Source organism: Rothia nasimurium (assembly GCF_928392795.1).
Taxonomy (GTDB): Bacteria; Actinomycetota; Actinomycetes; order Actinomycetales; family Micrococcaceae; genus Rothia; species Rothia nasimurium_F.
The window spans coordinates 131372-149405 of the sequence record NZ_CAKMTJ010000003.1; the positions used below are offsets into that span (position 1 = coordinate 131372).

Genomic DNA, 18034 nt, shown 5'->3' on the forward strand with positions numbered 1-18034 from the left:
GAGACCCAGCTTCGGCTGGGTCTTTTGCTTTAACCAGCAACCCCTCGCTCCGCTCGGAATTCGGCGAACTTTTTATTTCCTCGCGCGCTCGGAAAAGTTCGCCTCATCTGGTTCGAGTCCAGTCGGGGGAGCAAATAAACAGCCCGGTCCTATGGCCGGGCTGTTTTGTATGCTTACGCTCCCCATATGTGGCACTGGCCCCCAAATGTTGCGGCGCCACTGCCACATCTGGGAAGCAGTGCCACATTTGCTTAAAGCCTTGTCTTGTATCGACTAAGGGTGGTGGCTTTGTGCGAAGAGGCGTAGCATGTGAACTGTTCCATAGTTCATAGATAAAGGAATAGGAAATGTCTGACCAGCAACTTCTCAACGACCTCTACGCCACCGCCGCTCGAAACGAAAAAGACGTCATCACCTGGCGTCACCACCTTCACCAGCACCCAGAACTTTCAAACCGCGAGACCAAAACAGCGGCTTACATTGTTGAACGCCTCAAGGATATGGGCTTCGCAGATACTGACATACAGCAGAACATCGGCGGAACCGGAATCATCGCCACCCTGCGAGGGGGTGCCCCCTCAGAAAAGGCCGTTCTGTTACGGGCGGACATGGACGGCCTGCCCGTCAAAGAAGAAACCGATCTGCCCTATGCCTCTGAAGCAGTAGATGAAAAATACCCCGGTGGTCCCTTCCCTGTTGCCCACGCCTGTGGTCACGACTGCCACGTCGCCATGCTGTTGGGCGCAGCGCGTGCCTTCACAGAGCATCGGGAGGAACTCGCCGGAACCATCTACTTCGTTTTCCAGCCAGCTGAAGAGGGTGCCCCCGTGGAAGAAGAGGGCGGCGCTGCCTACATGCTAGCTGATGAGGCTTTTGACTCACTTGACCCCCAGCCAACTCTGGCCTTTGGTATGCATGTGATTCCTGCACCAAGTGGCTATGTGGGATGGACCTCGGGTGTGCAGCACGCTTCATCTGAAATGGTCAAGATAACTGTGTGCGGTGAGCAGGTGCACGGTTCATCGCCGTGGGCGGGGCGAGATCCGATGCCAGCGGCTGCAGACATTATCAGCGCCATGGGGCAAATCTACCGCCAGATAGATGCTAAAGACGCGTTTACTATTTCCATTGGACATGTTGAAGATCAGGGGCGTTTCAACATCATCGGCGAAAAAGTAACCCTCTGGGGCACCGTGCGCTGTCTGAAAGACGGACTGATGGACGCCGTCAACACTAAGATTTCCCGTACAGCTACCCATATCGCAGAAGCCTACGACTGTACCGCTACCGTCGAGTTCTTGCAGCAAATTCCGGCTGTGGTTAACGCGCCTGAAACGGTCGAGGTCTTGCGCCCTGCTTTGGAAAGCGCAGCGGCAGACCCGGATCATGTCTTTGCAGTGCCAGCGTCACTGGGGTACGACGACGTCTCTGAGTTCATTAACCGGTACACCGGTATGTATGCCCTGCTGGGTGTTCAGGACGTGAAGTTCGGCTCGGGTGCTATGCCAGAACCTGTTGATGGCGGACGCGGTTTTGCTCCCAATCACTCACCGCGTTTCTACGCTAATGATGAAGCCCTCATCACGGGCGTCCGAATGCATCTTGCGGTTGCACTGGCCCATCTCGAAGCAGCGCAAGACTAAGAGCCAATAATCGCATCACAAATCGGGGCGCAGTCGCCACAAGCCCTTAAAGCCGGTAAACTTACTATTTGGTTGACGTAATACGCAAGCACGCTTATCGACACAAAGAGAGGTGGCACATGACCACTCCCAACGACCTGAACGGCTCACGTCGAGCCCAGGGTCTGCGCGCTGGCTTCAACAACATCAAAGCTAGCGTTACGAACGTGGCTGACGCAGGCAAGGTGCTCACCAACCTGGCCCCTAAACAGCTCAAAGACGAAATCCAGATCGCCAAGATTGAGGTTAAGGAAAAGGGCATCGCCCTGGGCAAGGGCGCCGCTGTTGCAGCAGTAGCCCTGGTCTTTGCCCTCTTCATGGCAATCGCCCTGGTTATCCTGGCCTACGTTGGTCTGGCAGCTATCATGCCCAACTGGGCTGCAGCTCTGGTTCTGTTCGTCCTCTTCCTGCTCCTGGCCGCTATCGCTGGCTTCGTGGGCTTCAAGATGATTAAGTCCCAGCTACCCTTCAAGCCTGAATCAGCCATTTTTGGTCTGCTCTACGACCTTGGCGTGCTCAAGGAAGGCTCCGCCATGACCGCTAAGCGCCTCAAGCGCGAGCAGGCAGAAAAGGCAGAAGCCAAGAAGACCGAGCAGAAGACCGACGACAAGAAGGACGGCGGCGAGCAGCAGACCCCCGCTACCCCTGCCCCCAGCAAGGAACAGCTCCTACAGCGCACCAAGCAGCGCCGTGAGCACCTCAAGACCCTGCGCGACGACATCGAGACCTACTCACGTGACGTACAGGCTGGCGCCCAGGGCCTGGTGCAGAATGCCAAGACCTCAGCAAAGAACGCTCCTGCTACCGCCGTTGACGGTGGTAAGAAGCTGGCCGCAAACGCCTCGAACCCCGAGACCCTGCAGGCCCACTGGAAGTCCTTTGCAACCCTGGCAGCTTCCCTGGGAGCCTTCTTCGTCTTCCTCGGCAAGCTCATTAGCCGCCGCAAGTAAGACCCGCCCTGCCTCGGATGAGGCGGCATAGGCGTCCTTGCACTCAAGCCCGCCCCGGCACCACTTGCCGGGGCGGGCTTTTTACTGCCCAGAGAAAGAGCGGACGCCCGGGGCAGGCGAACTCCGCTGTGCGGCTGATGCGCGGGCCCCAAAAACCCGGTAAGGTCAGTGGGGTACCGAACGAAGAGACCTCGAAAGGGCCCCTGCATGGCTGATAAGCCTCTGACCGTCCTCATTGGCGCCGATACTTACCCACCCGATATTAATGGGGCCGCTCAGTTCTCATCCCGTCTCGCCCACGCTCTGGCCGAACGCGGCCATACCGTACATGTGATGGCACCCAAGCAGGAAAAAGGCGTCACCAGCCGTCACACGGTAGACGGCATCGTCGAGCACCGCATGCGCTCGCACAAGGTAATTACCCACCCCTACATGCGCCTGAACTTCCCCTGGGAAATTTACGCCGAGGCAGACCGCCTGGTGCAGGAGATTCAGCCCGATGTGATTCATATTCAGTGCCACTACATCATTGGCCGAGTTTTAGCTCGTGTAGGTGCTAAACGCGGTGTGCGAGTTATCGCTACCAACCACGTGATGCCCGAAAATATCACCCCTTTCTTACCGTTCGGTAAGGCTGGTAATGAGCTGGTGGTTAAGGCTTCGTGGGTTGATATGCGCCGGGTTCTCAACCGGGCTGCCGTAGTCACCACTCCCACCCAAATCGGTGCTGACGCCATGGAAAGCGCCGGTAAGTTCCGCCGGCCGGTGATGCCGGTATCAAACGGTATTCAAAGCTCTGATTATGAACTTGCCCCGGGCGAAGTGATCGATAAAGCTGCTGACGAGTTGAGTATTTTCTTTGCCGGGCGCCTGGCCGTAGAGAAGAATATCGATGTGCTCATTGAGGGTTTTTCGCTTCTTCCTGCTGAGTTAAGGCAGAAAACTGTGCTTGAGATTGCTGGAACCGGCGAGATTCTTTCTGATTTGCAGGCCAAGGCCGCAGAATGCGGTGTAGCTGACCGGGTGCGTTTCTTGGGGTACGTGTCCGATGAGGAACTTCGCGCGGGCTACCTGCGCGCCGATGTCTTCTGCCAGCCCGGTACTGCCGAGCTGCAGTCGCTCGTGACCCTCGAAGCTATGAGTGCTTCTAAGCCGGTGGTTCTTGCTAATGCTCTGGCGTTGCCGCACCTGGTGGATCAGGGCAAGAACGGTTACCTCTTTACACCGGGCGATACCGTTGAGCTGGCTGCTCGGCTAGCTGATATCTTGAGCTTGCCAGCTGAAGAGCGCAAGGCCATGGGGGAGTGCTCCCACCAGATGGTAGCCCGTCATGCCGCTGAGAAAACCTGGGAGACTTTCGAATCCCTGTACGTGTCTGACAACTTGTATCGAGAGTTTCTTGACGGTAGGTGCTAGGTTTATCGAAGAAGCCTAGAAATACCATATAAACACACTACTAGAGGTAACCATTTTGTTCTCTCTCTCTCTCTCTCTCTCTCTCTCTCGTCTTAAGAAAATAACCACTACCTTTGTAACGACTGGTCTGGCTGTTAGCGCTTTAAGCCTTGCACCAATATCAGAAGCACAAGCCGTAACTACGAATCGGACCTTCGCTACCTTTTCTGCTTACGGTACAAGCTCTCAATACCACGTCTATGCCAACAATATTGACTGGTCACGGCCGGTAGGAGTGGTTTTCTACCTTGATGGTGACTACTGGACTTCAGATCAGTCCAAAGTCTATTTCCCTAACAATGCGGATTTAACTGCGATGGCTCGGGTAGCTAACCAACGGAACATGGTCTTTGTTCCTGTTATCTCACCTGATAAAGACGCTTCAGGCGACGGCATAACCTGGTGGCAGTCGATGAACTACAACGGTGACTGGTTCCGTGCTTTCGCCAAGAACTTTATCGAGTCAGCCGGTATTGACCGGTCTAATGTCTGGACTATTGGCTATTCAGGTGGCGCCGAAATCACCGGTTTTGAACTATTAGCGGACCGGCAAGATTCATGGCGTAGCGGTGGCGGATCCATCATGGTCGGTGGCGGTAACAGCAACGGTATGCAGACGTGGCCTTCCTCCGGGGCAAAGAACTTTTCACTTCGATGGTACGTGGGCGAGCTAGATGGCAAAGGCGTTACCTGGCCAGCAACCTGGTCAGCTTTAGGTGCTGCTCAGGACGGGCATCGCGTGTATAAATCAGCTGGCTTCAATAACGCACAGCTCACAATTTTGCCAGGTACTACCCACTACAACTATAACTTCGCATCCATTCTTGATAACGCTCTTCCCCAGCGTCCTGCAAGTTCCCCGTACGCTCTCATCGGCGCTATCGGTGCCTACTATTACGCCCACGGAGCAGCCGGTACTTTTGGGGCACCCACAAGCGCTGAATTCCGTTTGCGCGATGGTGGTGTAGGCCAGACTTTTGCAAAAAACTACACTATCTACTGGACCCCGCGGACCGGGGCCTACCCCGTTTATTTCTCAGGTGGTATTGGTGCAAGGTACCGTGCTGGTGGTTATGAGAACGGGTATGGGTACCCGGTTTTTGCTGAGACTGCTATCACCGGTGGTGCGATGCAGAAGTTTGCTCTTGCTGATGGGCGTCGGTTCGCTTTCTATTGGACTCCTGAGCATCATCGTACTCATGTGGTGTGGGAGGCCGGTGGTATCGGTGGACGTTTTACTCGAGAGGGTGGTACTGGTACTTATGGTTTCCCCAGTGAGGACGAGACCGCCTATGCTTATGGGGCGCGTCAGACGTTCCGCCTCAACGGGAAAGAAACTCGTTTCTACTGGTCACCTGCTACCGGAACGCGGACGATGAACGGCAAGGGTGCTATTTTTAGCCGCTGGGTAGGTTTGGGGCATGCTACTACTCTGGGCTTCCCGATTACTGACGAAGAGGCTATTCCTGGGGGAGCGCAGCAGGTGTTTAGGGCGCAGAATGGTTGGGAGACTAGGTTGGTTTGGTCACCGGCTACGGGTACTCGTAAGGTGGCTGCTCATGGTGCGCTTTATTGGTATTGGGTTAATAACGGCTATACAAGTACCTTGGGTTTCCCTGTAACTGATGAGACTGCTCAGGCAGACGGTAGCGTGACCCTGAGATTCTCTAGCGGTGCTGAACTGCGGTGGACTGAGGCTGGTGGGGTGAAACGAGTCCGCTAAGGCTCTCGCGAACCGTGACTTGCTGTTTTTGGTCTCTGCCTGACTTTTCGGTATTCTTAGAGGCAGTGCCAGTTCGCTAGAACCTGGCGCTGTGGGGCCTTAGCTCAGCTGGTCAGAGCAGGGGACTCATAATCCCTTGGTCGCGGGTTCAAGCCCCGCAGGCCCTACCAAAAAACCCCGCTTGACTTGGTAAAACAGGTCAAGCGGGGTTCTTTTTATCGGGTAGAAAAACGGCTCACCCAACGAATACCCAACGGTTTCAAAAACGCTAGACCCCCACAGCAGGGTTGCCGAACGCCTGCAACAGCCCTGACATATCCGGAGCGAAACGACTACGTGCAACATAGTGCTGCTCTGTAATAGCCTCGCTCGAATGGCCCAGCTGCAAGGACGCCGCGCTAATTCCCTCTGCGTTCGCTAGATAGGTTGCAACCGTCTTTCTGATCTCATGCGGCTTCAAGCCAGGGAAACCAGCAGCAGCCACCTGTGCCCGCCACTTCTTGCGGAAGTTATTCGGCTCCCACGCCGTGCCGATAGTCGAGGGGAATACGTAGGCAGAGGGCACCGCCCACGCCGTCGTGCGGGCGTGCGGGGGCAAGTGGTTCTCTTTGCGGTCACGCAGCATTTCAGCAACAAACTCAGGCAAAAAGAGGTGCTGCTCGGAAGTCTTAGACTTCGGGTGAGACTGCCTAACGAGCTTGCCGTTCTCGTCATGCACTAGGGTGCCGTTGATTGAGACGCTAGAACGTCCCGGCCTTAGATCCAGGTCTTCCCAGCGCAGGGCCAAGACTTCACCAATTCGGCACCCTGTACCCAGCAGGACGTCCAGGACGGCCCGCACATCGTCTGTAAGCTGCTCTCTGAGCTTGACCGCCTCGAAGTACGAGAGGGCCTTTACCTGGCTCTTAGGCTGGGCGGGGAGCTGCACATCTCGCACCGGGTTGCGGGTCACTGCGTCCCGACTCACGGCGAACTTGAACATGTTTGAGAGAACAGACTTCGCCCGCTTTGCTGAGGCGTAGCCGTGGTCAGTAGCTATACCTTTCATGTGCAGGGTGAGACGCCCGGGTGTGCATTCGTTGAGTGTGAGCTCACCGAGGCGGGGGAGTAGGTGCAGGCGTAGGGCGTCCTGGTACATGCGGACGGTCTGCACGGCCCCCTTGCCTTGCTCTTCGTAGTGCTCCCACCATTGGGCGGCCAGCACTGAGACGGGGGAGGTGCCTTTGAGTTCGCTGCTCTGGTGTTGGTGGGCCCGCTCTGTGAGGTGCTCCTTGAGTCTCAGTTCGGCCTTTGCCTTGCTGGGGGCGGTGCGCTCGATGAGGCGGGTTTTGCCGTCGAGGTCACGAAAGCGGGCTTTGGCTGTCCAGGTGCCGTTGGGGTTTTGGGTGCTGTAGATGTTGCCGTAAGTACCCGGCGACAAACGAGGGCGGGGCATAGGGTCTATGTCTCTCTACTTATCTTCTGCATTCTGTTGTGGTGAAAACCAATCGATTGTAGAGGGGTCGAAGTTCTTTATGGCCTCTTCCATTTCTTTACGCTCGTTAATCTTGAATAGGTCTTCTGCAATCTTGAAGCCGACTGCTCTATCAACTCCAAATTCGTTCGTTGCGTCCTCTTCGAAGTTGTAATATTCGAGGGGTTCCCATTCGAAGCCATGACGAACTAAGGCGTCCTTAACAAGTACCTCTGTGAACCCCTGCCAGAAGTTGAAGCGTACCCACTCGTCCTGTTTTGCACGCTTGATTATTCTGAGTTCCTCAGACTCAGCCTCGGACAACCCAGCTGGTTCTTGCTCAAAAAAACTATGGCAGGCGGATCGCAATAGGCGAATCGCTTTTACGTAGTGATTCCAGACTTCTTCTAGTTCTTCGATCTGGGTTTCAACTACTTTTTCTAGCTCATTATCTATTGGCGCGACGAACAATGCGTCAAGAGGGAAGCCCAAGATAATGCTAAGTGCCTGTGCCTCAGTGAGACGTATTGGCCTGCTGCCGCTCTCTACCTGATAGACGGTGTTCTGTGACCATGTAAACCCTCGCTCCCTCATTTTGTCTGCTAGGTCTGCTTGCTTCATGCCGTCGCGAAAATGCCGGAGATTTTGGCCTATTTGGTCGTCTGATATTTGGTTCATACCTCGACTTTACATCGTTTCGATAGTTTTCAAAACATCACTTGCATGTTTCTGGTGGGTGTGTTTAGATAGTTCATGACATGAAAACCATGTATGAAAATCATTGAAATGAGGTATTGATATGTTGGAGTCTAACCCCACCTATTCCGCTCTCTTGGAGGAAACGAGTCAAGCAAGATCTGTAATTCTCGATGATCCAGCTCTTGCGAAACGGTGGAATATGGCCGTCCAGACCATACGAACCCGCCGCATGAAAGGCGATATACCCCGCTATTTCAAGGTTGGGCGTTTCGTTCGGTACTACCTGGAGGACGTGCAGGCATACGAGCAAGACCACATGGTGACTCGATGAAAAGAACCCCGAGCCCCCAGCTGACGAACGAGCGGCTCGAAGAGCCTGCAAAAAAGGACGAGCACAGCACCAAATCGCCAAACCAGGTTGCTGCACTCGCCCTCGAAGAAACCAAACCCGCTACGCCCCAAAAGGCATAGCACTACCGAAGTAAGGAGGGTTCAGTTATGACCCAAAATACCAGTATTACCGAAGCCGAGGCTACCTTTCTCAGCCTGCAGAACATCAAAGACCTCGTACCCCCAACCGGCTACACCTACGTTCCCGACCCCACCCGGCCCACAACAGCAGTAGGCCACTACTCAGGGGCCGTTGAAGATGGCGGCGACGAGTACTACTTCGAGGCATTTCTCGACCCCATCAACCCCCTCAAAGACTCTGCCTATCACATCGAAATCTGTCTCGAAGCGGCTAGCAAGCAAGAAGTCCGAGCGCTTCTAACCCGCCTGCTGAACTGGTGGGCAGAACGCGAAACCGAACAGCTCACCCTCGCAGAACAGGCGGCACGCTAATGCCCCAGAGCGAGATTGAACTTATGGCAGAGTTGCAAGCGCATATCGAGGCCATGTGCGACCACTACGGAATTAGCGACGTCTTCGGCACGCAAGCTATTTTCATCGCAAACGAGTGGGCACGGGTCATGAACAGCGGACGCGGCCCAGAACCCTTTATTGCAAGAGCCGGGCTTGAGTACATGCTCGAACAAGCGACCCGCAACACCGACAAGCTGCAGGCATTCGTTGAATACGCCCGAAGCACAGGGGGCAAGCAATGACCCACCGCACCCTAACTCAGCAGGACTACAAGCACCTACTCGACCCCGCACAATACCGTAACGGGTTAGGGGAGATCGTGGCACTGTGCGGGTACACCTGGCCCGACGAGCCCAGCGACACCAGCACACCCGACGCTATCCGCCGCCTGTGGGCAATGCCTACCTGCGAAATCTGTAGCGTTATCGTCCATACCCTCGTCTCAGGGGGTGCCACCCATGCCTAAGCACATCTTCCAGCCCCATGAGCTGCAAGAGTTCGACACAGCACTAGGGCTAGCTCTGCAGGCCCGAGCAGAAGCAACTGACCTGGAGAGCTTCGAGGCCGGTTATGTGGCCGGGTGCGCGGTTGGGCGGCAACAAGAGCGCCTGCACTGGGACTTGAACCTACAGGGGTACATCGCCCAGCTAACCCGCTTCGGGAAGACTCTGGCCGAGCGTGTACCGTTCACTGAGCGTATCGACGCCCCTCGTCTGCTCACCAACGAAGACCTTGACTATGTGAGAGGTGTTGCTTCTTGAACCAACCTAATCCGGCAACAGCGCCTCACCCTCTCGACTTCGCCTTTTCAGCTCACACGGTGCTCTCAACGAACTACCCACCCATTGAGTTCACGGTGCCGGGTCTGGTGCCCGAGGGCTTAACGCTGCTGGTAGCGTCACCCAAAATCGGTAAGTCGTGGTTTGTGCTGGGCCTTGCTGTTGCCTGCGTAACGGGAGGGTACGCCCTCGGGTCAATCAAGGTTGAGCAGCGCCCGGTGTTCTATCTGGCTCTTGAAGATGGGCCGCGCCGTTTGCAAGATCGCCTGAAAATGATTGGAGTCTCTGAGCCCAGCGATGACTTCTACAGCCTTACATTTCTGGTAGACATGACCTTTTCGAGCGTTGATAAAGCAATCCGGGCGTACCTCGCAGAGCGAGGGGCCCAGAAGCCTCTAATCATCGTCGATACCCTCGGGCGTGCCCGTGGGGTGCATACCGGGAATGACGCCTACGGCAAGGACTATAACGACCTTGCCCGGTTGAAACGGCACGTAGACGATTACCCCGGTTCGTCGCTAATCATCGTGCACCACACCAATAAGCGAGGCAGTGACGGCGACTTTCTCGGGGCTATCAGTGGGACGCAGGGCCTTGCCGGTGCTGCTGACTCAACGCTCATGATTAGCCGTGACCGTGGCAAGGGGCAGGCTCGCTTGCAGGTGACGAGTCGTGAAATTCCCGAGGGGGAGTATGCAATCAGCTTTGAAAACGGGGCGTGGAGCCTTGTGGGTAACGACCTGAAAGAAGCTGCTGCAGCTGCCCGAGAGAGTGAGCAAATGGGGGTTCTTGGAGATCTGCAAACAAGGATCTTGGAGCACTTCAACAAGTACCCCGAGCCTCACCGCCCGAAAGATATTGCCGTTGCTTTGGGAGAAGACCCTGAAAAGGTGGGGACTTATATCCGCCGTCTGCATGAGATGGGCCGGATCCAGAAAACAGAGCGAGGTAAGTATGCGGCCCTGCCTGAACCTGGCTTGCTCGATGAGCTGTAACTAGGTGTACGAAGTGTACGGAATGTACGGAACCAGAAAAGGAACCGTACAACCGTACACCTTGTACGGAATCATCTAACCCAAATTACCCCGTTGTGACTAGGCAAAAGGACATTCCGGACACAACGGACACCAACCATAAGGAGAAACCCCTATGAAAATCGATACCTCCAACATCAGCGACCTGCAGTACAGCCAAGTCCTCAAAATGGCGCGCAACATCGCCACCCTTGCAGATCTCAGCATGCCTACTCTGAAAAACGCCCAACTAGAGCAAACCCTCTCAAAGCTGCATGTTCGTTCCGACCCCGCTAAGAATGCCCTCGACGCCGTTCTAGCAGGCAACCCGGCCGAGGCTGTAGAACACATTCGAGAAATCGCCCTCGACCGCGTAAGAATGGAAAGCGCAGAAGTAGAAGCCATACGTAGGGTCACGGCCCAAGCCCGAGACGTCGTACGGGCAGAAGATACCAAGACCCTATGCGACTACATCGAAGCTAACTTTGAGGCCGCCCGTCTCGGCTTCAACAAAAAGGTAGAAGGCAAGAGCGCAACCTGGCATGAGGACAAGGACGCTAAACCTACTGACCTAACAGAACCCGCAGAAGTCGCATACGAGCTATACGACCTGGCCCGAACCCTCGCAGGCTACAAGATCCCGAAGTACTGCCACCCTATTACCCGTGGGGCAATGCATGCAGGATATTCGGCACCGACCCTTATGGGAGACCCCCGCGAACCCTGGGCTAAGGTGCGCGATGCAATGGGAGAACGCCCAAAGCCCGGCGGAATGGTTGAGCTCTATTGGAAGAGCCCCAAAGAATTTGAAGCCGAACACAAGGCATACGAGGCCATGCTGCAGAAGCTCGGAGACGAGGCACAGGAAGACATTCCCGTGTATGAGTATTGGCTGAACAAGAAGAAGTAAGCCGAGGCACTGGCCCCTGTTAATTAGCGGGGGCCGGTGTTAAAATTGAGGTGGTGACGGTAGCCTAAATCATTCGGCTTCAGTGGGCTGCCGTCCTCCTTTCTTCATATAGATGTTTCGCGATTAGCCCCCCATTCGTGGGGGGCTTTTTGGTGCCATGACCGGAACACAACACCGCCCACCCCTGTTAATCTGGGAACTATGAGCACCACCAGCCAGCAGACCCCACCGGCCCCGGCTCTGACCGATACCGAACTAACCCACCTCGCTACCGCCCTGACCGGCTACGCCACCAGCGCCCACCCTGCCTACCGTGCCGCAGCTGCCCGCACTGCCCTAGAGGCTCTGGCTTCTATCAAGGCCCATATCTGGGAGTCAGCAGCAGCCCACCTAGAACGTGCGCAGCACCTCGAAGCCGCCGCCCTCTTATGGAGCGCCCAACCCCACTACGCACCCCGCCACACACCCGCCACCCTGGGACAGATAAGAGCCGTACTAGCCCAGGGTCAGCCAGAAGCGGCGCAGCCTGCTGCCACCGGCGTTGAAGCCTGCCCGGTCTGTGCTGATCTCGTACCAGAGAATAGCCCTGGCCCGTTCTGCTCCATCTTCTGCCAGCAGCAACACAGCGACACCAGCGCCTAACCCTACCCCGGGGGGGCACCCCCCTCCCCCACCTGTCACCCCCTACGGGTATAGTGACATTCCCTCACAGGTGTTTCTAACGCGTCTCACAGTCTCACATCACCAGCCCCAGCGCCCCGCCTACGAGCCAGAATTAACGCCCACAGCCCCAAACACAGCACCTACGGGGAATAAGCCGCCCAGCCTATTCCAGCCCCGCAGAAGAGCACGCAGCACCGGGAGCCGGGAGCCAGCGCACAGGCGGCGAGCGCCCCCACCACTAGCCCAGCCCAGCCCAGTTGAGGGTAGTTTCAGGGCAAACAAAAAGACCCCCAAAAAGCGGGGGCCTATGCTGGCAACGTTCTGGTAACCAGCCCGTTGTAACTGCAACGATACAGACCGCCGATAGGTTAATCAACCACCCACCACTAACCCAGCACCGGGAGTCAGTACACCGCCCCTACTCCTTGAATGAGTGATACCCTCGGCAATCCCGAGGCCACCTAGCCCTGTTTCTGAGTGGGGTCTATGATGTCGGCAATCCCGACACCACCCTAGTCCTCGGCCAGCACCTCGAAACCGGCAACCCGCAGGTTTTGAACCCTGACACCAGGGGCAGGGGGTAGCCCCCCCACCGGCAACAGGTCTTACCGCCCGTACATAGCAAGCCGCAGCGCGTACGGGTTACAAGCCCACCAGCAAAAGGGGGTAACTGAAACTCACCCCCTCACCGCACCTAGTCACACCCATATTCCCGGCGCTGGGAAAAAGGAACCACCCTACACCCCAGAGGGCAAACAAGGGACGAGAGACATACGCCCCCATCTTGCCTAGTTGCGCCGATAATGGCGGCACCGCCAACAAGGGCATGCAGATTGTGCATACGCCTAAGACACACCCGCACCTGCCCATAAAACAGGCAAGGGTATAAGCTCCACTGACCCCCTTTTCACGCACCCGTATGCCCCAGGGGAACCCACTTTGACGTGCTATTTCACCAGACGGCGAAAAAGGCGGAGCAGCAGGCCCTGCCCCGCCGCTCAACAAGGGTGCGCGAAAGTGCGTACCCCATGGGGATTCGCCTCTCACGACCTACCCCATGGCGACCCCTCTTTAGCCAGGGGTGACCCTATGGAGCCCCTTGACCCCATGGAGCCCCGTGGAAATACTTTTTTCTTGATCCCGAAAATAAGTAGAGCCCCTCGCCCTCTGCTAGCCTCGGGGGCCTGCTGCGGCTGAGAGGTGGGGCCGATTTACCCAACGAAAACCCAACGAAAACAGAGCTATGTTGGCAAATCTAGGCGAATGATGAAGCGGTAAAAATAGGGTATTTACACTAGTCATAGCGATATTGGTAAATGTAGATGAATCTTGCTAAAACCCTATATCTCTATTCCCTTGGTCGCGGGTTCAAGCCCCGCAGGCCCTACAGAACAAGCCCTTCCTTTCTTCCAACAGAAAGGAAGGGCTTTTTGCTACCCGGCTCGGAGCCGTCAGCTCCTTCTAGAGCTGAGCTGGGGCGTCCTCACTCCTTCTCCCTCACACCACCTTTTCAAAGCGTGGACGACACGCCCCGTTCACCGGCTATTCTCACGCAGTTCTCGCGCTCTTACCGGCCGGGTGCTACATTTGCTGAGGAAAGTTTTCACTTTCTATCACTCGCATCCCATCTACATCAGAGGAAACTATGTCTTTTTCCCTCAAGCGCGCCGCCGCACCCGTCCTTGCCACCGGTCTGCTGGCTAGCTCCCTGCTCGCTGCTGGTACTACCAGTGCTCAGGCAACCACTAACACCACCCAGTTCGCGACCTACACCTCAGAAGCTGGTGTGAGCTCCAACTACCACGTCTACGCAGAGAACATCGACTGGGCCCAGCCCGTAGGCGTTGTCTTCTACCTCGACGGAGACTACTGGTTCACCAACCAGTCCAAGGTACATTCCCCCAACAACTCTCAGCTGCTCGGCATGGCCGAAGTCGCTAACGAGCGCAACATGATTTTCGTGCCCGTGATTTCACCCGATAAGGACGCAAGCGGCAACGGCATCACCTGGTGGCAGTCCATGGACGCTAACGGCGATTGGTTCCGCTCTTTCGCTAGCTCTTTCATTGCTGAAGCAGGCCTGGATTCCTCCAACGTCTGGACCATCGGCCACTCCGGCGGCGCTGAAATCACCGGCTTTGAACTGCTGGCTGACAGCCAGGACACCTGGCGCACCGGCGGCGGCTCCGTGATGGTCGGTGGCGGTAACAGTAACGGCATGCAGACCCTACCCTCAGAGACCGCCCAGGACTTCTCCTTGCAGTGGTATATCGGTTCTGAGGACGGCATGGGCGCAACCTGGCCGATTGCCTGGTCAGCCTACGGGGCAGCAGAAAACGGCTACAACGTCTACGCAGCTGCCGGTTTCAACAACGTAGACTTCACCGTGCTACCTGGCATCCAGCACCACAACTACGACTTCCCCGTGATTCTGGAAGAGGCCCTCGACAAGGTTGAACCCAAGCTTATCGGCGGTATTGGCGCCTACTACTACGCTCAGGGTGGTGCCGATGCCTTTGGCGAGCCGGTAGCTAATGAATACAGCATTGAAGGTGGTGCCCAGCAGCTCTTCCGTGCCGCTGATGGCACTGAGACCCTGCTGGTCTGGTCAGCTGAGACCGGCATTGTTACTCCGGTAGCATACGCGCGTTCATAGTGGAGCCCCTTAACTACTTCCTCATACCGTATGCTGTGTAGAAACACACACATTTGAGGGAGTAGTTATGGCCCGTTCGCCATTTTTGCAGTCCGTTGCAGGCACCTGTTCCTTGGTGCTTGCAGCGGGTTTTTTATTCGCGACCCAACCCACTGTGGCCCAGGCAGCCCCGCCTCAGGGTGCAGGTGGCGACACCGCATTCCAGGGGCAGGTCAGCGGTGGCCCGTCCGCTGGCCCAGCAGGTGAGATGACCACCCGCTACCAGCCGACAGCTGAGCCAGATACCGACCGTCTGGTGGTGAAATTTAAGGACGGGGTAGACGGTCACGAACAGGCCCAGATTCTGAATGAGGTCGCTGATGCCACTGCGGCCGTAGACACCGCAGAGGTCTCCCATGAGACAGTTGAGCAGGCTCAGGTTGTAGATCTTCAGGAGATGATTGACCCGGTTGAGCAGGCTCAGGTTGTTGACTTACTCGAAGCTCAACCAGATGTTGAATATGCTGAACCTGACCTCATCATCACAACCGGCCAGGCAGCCACTTCCCGTAACCCGCCTAACGACCCCTACTTTGCTAGCCGCCAGTGGAATATGCGAGCTATCGACGCGCCCGGCGCCTGGCGGTACGCTACCGGTGAGGGCATCGTCATCGGTATCGCTGATACCGGTCAGACCTGGCACCCTGAGCTAGCTGCAAAGACTTTGCCCGGCTACGACTTTGTATCAGCTGATCAGAGCCGGGACGGCAATGGCTGGGACCCTAACCCCAATGATGAGGGCGACTGGGGCCCGCAGGTCCCCCGTTCCATGTGGCATGGAACCCATGTGGCCGGCATTGCCGCAGCCGCAACCGATAATGGGGCTGGGGTAGCCGGTGTTGCCCCCAACGCCCGCATCCAACATTCCCGCATTATGGGTGTCAATGGCCGGGCCTACACCTCTGACCAGGCCGCCGGTATTGCCTGGAGTGCAGGTGTGCCCGTCCCCGGTGCTCCTGCCAACCCCACACCAGCTCACGTCGTTAACTACTCCGAAGGCTTCTACTCGGCAACCTGCCCCAGGGTCCTGCAGGACGCCATCAATGCAGCTCATGCACGGAACGTTCCGGTAGTTGCGGCGGCAGGTAACTTTGGTGCAAACGCAGTTGGTACCTCACCGGCTAACTGTCTGGGAGCTATCGTGGTTGGGGCAACCGCCAACGGCAACGTTATGACCGCTTATTCCAACTGGGGGCCCATGCTTGATGTGCTGGCTCCCGGTGGTGCAGTCGGCTCCGACGTATGGTCAACCGTCAACACCGGTGCCTATACACAGGCTGGGCCCGGCTACGGTCCGCTCAACGGCACCTCTATGGCTGCCCCTCACGTGAGCGGCATTATCGCCATGATGAAGGAGCGTAACCCCAGTATTACAGTGGAGCAGATTCGCGCCATTCTTAAGAACACCGGCTCTAACGTCAACGGCTACCGGTTTGTTAACGCTCCTCGCGCAGTTGCAGCTGTCGCTGACACCCGAGGTTTCCCGCTGGTTGGTGCTATTGGTGCCTACTACTACGCCCACGGAGCAGCTGCCACTTTTGGAACGCCTACCAGTGCTGAATTTCCCCTGCGTGATGGTGGCGTAGGCCAGGCTTTCGCAAAAAACTACACCATCTACTGGACCCCACGCACCGGGGCCTACCCTGTTTACTTCTCAGGTGGTATTGGTGCGAAATACCGGGCTGGCGGTTATGAGAACGGGTACGGGTACCCGGTTTTTGCTGAGACTGCTATTGCTGGCGGAGCCATGCAGAAGTTTGCCCTTGCTGATGGGCGTCGGTTTGCTTTTTATTGGACTCCTGAGCATCATCGTACCCATGTGGTGTGGGAGGCCGGTGGTATCGGTGGACGTTTTACTCGCGAGGGGGGCACTGGCACCTACGGTTTCCCCAGTGAGGATGAGAGCGCTTACGCGTATGGGGCGCGTCAGACGTTCCGCCTCAACGGGAAAGAAACTCGTTTCTACTGGTCGCCTACTACCGGAACACGGACGATGAACGGAAAGGGTGCTATCTTTAGCCGCTGGGTAGATTTAGGGCATGCTACCACTCTGGGGTTCCCTCTAACGGATGAACAGGCTGTTCCTGGGGGAGCGCAGCAGGTGTTTAGGGCGCAGAATGGTTGGGAGACTAGGTTGATTTGGTCACCGGCTACGGGTACTCGTAAGGTTGCTGCTAATGGTGCGCTTTATTGGTATTGGGTTAATAACGGCTATACCAGCACTCTGGGTTTCCCTACAACTGATGAGACTGCTCAGGCAGACGGTAGCGTGACCCTGAGATTCTCTAGCGGCGCTGAACTGCGGTGGACTGAGACTGATGGGGTGCAACGAGTCCGCTAGGCCGCAAAATCATCGCCGATAGGTAGTAACACGCTAGGGCTTTCAAGCCCTAGAAGTAGCAGGGGGTTCGTGTAATCGAGCCCCCTGCGTGCTGTTTCAGAGCCAGGAGCTGGTTCTCGTACTCCCCAGTGCAGGCAAAAGTTGGGGGCACAGTGCTGAATATCAGAATCTAGCTGAGCGATGACGTCACCCGCCTGCACTCGGGTGCCGACAGGGAGCGGCTCGCTCACCGGCTCGAAGGACGACCGCCGCCCGTCCGGGTGCTCAAGGGTGAGTACCTGCCGATCCACCACGGTGCCGACAAAAACCACCTCACCCTCATAAGGAGCAAGGACGCCCCCGCCTGGCCCCAGCGCCAGATCAACCCCGCGGTGCCCGGCAGACCAGCGGGCAGCGGGTTTCTCAAAGCCTCGCAGCACCTCAAGCTGGCCCTCCACCGGAGCCTGCCAGGGCGGCGTCCGTCCCTCAACGGCAGCAGGCGCCACAGCACCCACCAAGAACAGGGCGCACAAGCAGACCCTCAGTACCCTCATACAAGCTCTCGAGGGCGATCCAAGAGCAGACATAGCAAAAACCTCCCGGTTGATTCCCGCCCCTTACCCCTGGCAGCGTCAACCGTCGGTTGCGACTATCTTTACCACTGGAAACCTGCCACCACAAGAGCTGAAAACCCGCTGATTAAAACCAAAATATGCGGTATAGTTGTTGATTGCAGTTTGCCCCTGTGCCTGCCCAAAAACGGGTAGAGCTAGGGCAAGGGGAATCCCTTTACATAGAGACCCCTCCTGAGTAAACCGTTCATGCGAG

16 protein-coding genes and 1 tRNA gene are annotated in these 18034 nt (G+C 56.6%); 14 read left to right on the forward strand and 3 right to left on the reverse strand.

Annotated features, from left to right (window positions below; translation table 11 throughout):
- Positions 1-347 precede the first annotated feature (347 nt).
- The 5 genes from L6963_RS04685 (at position 348) to L6963_RS04705 (ending at position 5980) form a co-directional block, all read left to right on the forward strand.
- The gene (locus L6963_RS04685; RefSeq protein ID WP_237206746.1) at positions 348-1643 is read left to right on the forward strand and encodes a M20 metallopeptidase family protein; all 1296 of its coding nucleotides are present in this window, start codon (positions 348-350) and stop codon (positions 1641-1643) included.
- Positions 1644-1762: 119 nt separating this feature from the next.
- On the forward strand, positions 1763-2632 hold the full coding sequence (locus L6963_RS04690; protein ID WP_237206747.1) for a phage holin family protein: 870 nt from the start codon (positions 1763-1765) through the stop codon (positions 2630-2632).
- 207 nt (positions 2633-2839) lie between these two features.
- Positions 2840-4048: a glycosyltransferase gene (locus L6963_RS04695; protein ID WP_237206748.1), complete on the forward strand. Its 1209-nt coding sequence runs from the start codon at positions 2840-2842 to the stop codon at positions 4046-4048.
- Between the two features lie 274 nt (positions 4049-4322).
- Positions 4323-5810, forward strand: coding sequence for an LGFP repeat-containing protein (locus L6963_RS04700; RefSeq protein ID WP_237206749.1), 1488 nt, complete (start codon positions 4323-4325; stop codon positions 5808-5810).
- A gap of 93 nt (positions 5811-5903) precedes the next feature.
- Positions 5904-5980, forward strand: a tRNA-Ile gene (locus L6963_RS04705).
- 98 nt (positions 5981-6078) lie between these two features.
- On the opposite strand, the gene L6963_RS04710 is transcribed toward L6963_RS04705, so the two are convergent.
- Together L6963_RS04710 and L6963_RS04715 are read right to left on the reverse strand one after the other, a co-directional pair.
- Complete coding sequence (locus L6963_RS04710; RefSeq protein ID WP_237209117.1) at positions 6079-7245, reverse strand: tyrosine-type recombinase/integrase; 1167 nt, start codon at positions 7243-7245, stop codon at positions 6079-6081.
- A 15-nt stretch (positions 7246-7260) separates the two neighbouring features.
- A complete protein-coding gene (locus L6963_RS04715; protein WP_237206751.1) occupies positions 7261-7941 on the reverse strand; it encodes a helix-turn-helix transcriptional regulator in 681 nt (226 codons plus the stop codon).
- A gap of 519 nt (positions 7942-8460) precedes the next feature.
- Here L6963_RS04715 and L6963_RS04720 point away from each other — a divergent pair.
- The 9 genes from L6963_RS04720 (at position 8461) to L6963_RS04760 (ending at position 17227) form a co-directional block, all read left to right on the forward strand.
- A complete protein-coding gene (locus tag L6963_RS04720) occupies positions 8461-8805 on the forward strand; it encodes a hypothetical protein (RefSeq protein WP_237206752.1) in 345 nt (114 codons plus the stop codon).
- 23 nt (positions 8806-8828) lie between these two features.
- On the forward strand, positions 8829-9068 hold the full coding sequence (locus tag L6963_RS04725) for a hypothetical protein (protein ID WP_237206753.1): 240 nt from the start codon (positions 8829-8831) through the stop codon (positions 9066-9068).
- Positions 9065-9292 carry a hypothetical protein gene (locus L6963_RS04730; RefSeq protein WP_237206754.1) on the forward strand — a complete coding sequence of 76 codons (228 nt, stop codon included), beginning with the start codon at positions 9065-9067 and terminating at the stop codon, positions 9290-9292. Before L6963_RS04725 ends, L6963_RS04730 begins: the two co-directional genes overlap by 4 nt.
- Complete coding sequence (locus tag L6963_RS04735) at positions 9285-9587, forward strand: hypothetical protein (RefSeq protein ID WP_237206755.1); 303 nt, start codon at positions 9285-9287, stop codon at positions 9585-9587. The genes L6963_RS04730 and L6963_RS04735 overlap by 8 nt, the downstream gene beginning before the upstream one ends.
- Positions 9584-10600: an AAA family ATPase gene (locus L6963_RS04740; RefSeq protein ID WP_237206756.1), complete on the forward strand. Its 1017-nt coding sequence runs from the start codon at positions 9584-9586 to the stop codon at positions 10598-10600. Before L6963_RS04735 ends, L6963_RS04740 begins: the two co-directional genes overlap by 4 nt.
- A 154-nt stretch (positions 10601-10754) precedes the next feature.
- On the forward strand, positions 10755-11528 hold the full coding sequence (locus tag L6963_RS04745; RefSeq protein WP_237206757.1) for a hypothetical protein: 774 nt from the start codon (positions 10755-10757) through the stop codon (positions 11526-11528).
- A 201-nt stretch (positions 11529-11729) separates the two neighbouring features.
- Positions 11730-12170 (forward strand): hypothetical protein, encoded by a 441-nt coding sequence (locus tag L6963_RS04750; protein WP_237206758.1) that lies wholly within the window; start codon positions 11730-11732, stop codon positions 12168-12170.
- Between the two features lie 1666 nt (positions 12171-13836).
- Positions 13837-14847, forward strand: coding sequence for a hypothetical protein (locus L6963_RS04755; protein ID WP_237206760.1), 1011 nt, complete (start codon positions 13837-13839; stop codon positions 14845-14847).
- Between the two features lie 67 nt (positions 14848-14914).
- Positions 14915-17227, forward strand: a complete 2313-nt coding sequence (locus L6963_RS04760; protein ID WP_237206761.1) for a S8 family serine peptidase — start codon at positions 14915-14917, stop codon at positions 17225-17227.
- Here the strand turns inward: L6963_RS04760 and L6963_RS04765 are convergent.
- Positions 17224-17712: a M23 family metallopeptidase gene (locus L6963_RS04765; protein WP_237206762.1), complete on the reverse strand. Its 489-nt coding sequence runs from the start codon at positions 17710-17712 to the stop codon at positions 17224-17226. The genes L6963_RS04760 and L6963_RS04765 overlap by 4 nt on opposite strands.
- Positions 17713-18034 lie beyond the last annotated feature (322 nt).

Excerpts from the sequence above, each read along its gene's own strand:
- L6963_RS04685 (WP_237206746.1), top strand. The coding sequence starts at position 348 with ATGTCTGACCAGCAACTTCTCAACGACCTCTACGCCACCGCCGCTCGA.
- L6963_RS04690 (WP_237206747.1), top strand. The coding sequence starts at position 1,763 with ATGACCACTCCCAACGACCTGAACGGCTCACGTCGAGCCCAGGGTCTG.
- L6963_RS04695 (WP_237206748.1), top strand. The coding sequence starts at position 2,840 with ATGGCTGATAAGCCTCTGACCGTCCTCATTGGCGCCGATACTTACCCA.
- L6963_RS04710 (WP_237209117.1), bottom strand. The coding sequence starts at position 7,245 with ATGCCCCGCCCTCGTTTGTCGCCGGGTACTTACGGCAACATCTACAGC.
- L6963_RS04715 (WP_237206751.1), bottom strand. The coding sequence starts at position 7,941 with ATGAACCAAATATCAGACGACCAAATAGGCCAAAATCTCCGGCATTTT.
- L6963_RS04720 (WP_237206752.1), top strand. The coding sequence starts at position 8,461 with ATGACCCAAAATACCAGTATTACCGAAGCCGAGGCTACCTTTCTCAGC.
- L6963_RS04725 (WP_237206753.1), top strand. The coding sequence starts at position 8,829 with ATGGCAGAGTTGCAAGCGCATATCGAGGCCATGTGCGACCACTACGGA.
- L6963_RS04730 (WP_237206754.1), top strand. The coding sequence starts at position 9,065 with ATGACCCACCGCACCCTAACTCAGCAGGACTACAAGCACCTACTCGAC.
- L6963_RS04735 (WP_237206755.1), top strand. The coding sequence starts at position 9,285 with ATGCCTAAGCACATCTTCCAGCCCCATGAGCTGCAAGAGTTCGACACA.
- L6963_RS04745 (WP_237206757.1), top strand. The coding sequence starts at position 10,755 with ATGAAAATCGATACCTCCAACATCAGCGACCTGCAGTACAGCCAAGTC.
- L6963_RS04750 (WP_237206758.1), top strand. The coding sequence starts at position 11,730 with ATGAGCACCACCAGCCAGCAGACCCCACCGGCCCCGGCTCTGACCGAT.
- L6963_RS04755 (WP_237206760.1), top strand. The coding sequence starts at position 13,837 with ATGTCTTTTTCCCTCAAGCGCGCCGCCGCACCCGTCCTTGCCACCGGT.
- L6963_RS04760 (WP_237206761.1), top strand. The coding sequence starts at position 14,915 with ATGGCCCGTTCGCCATTTTTGCAGTCCGTTGCAGGCACCTGTTCCTTG.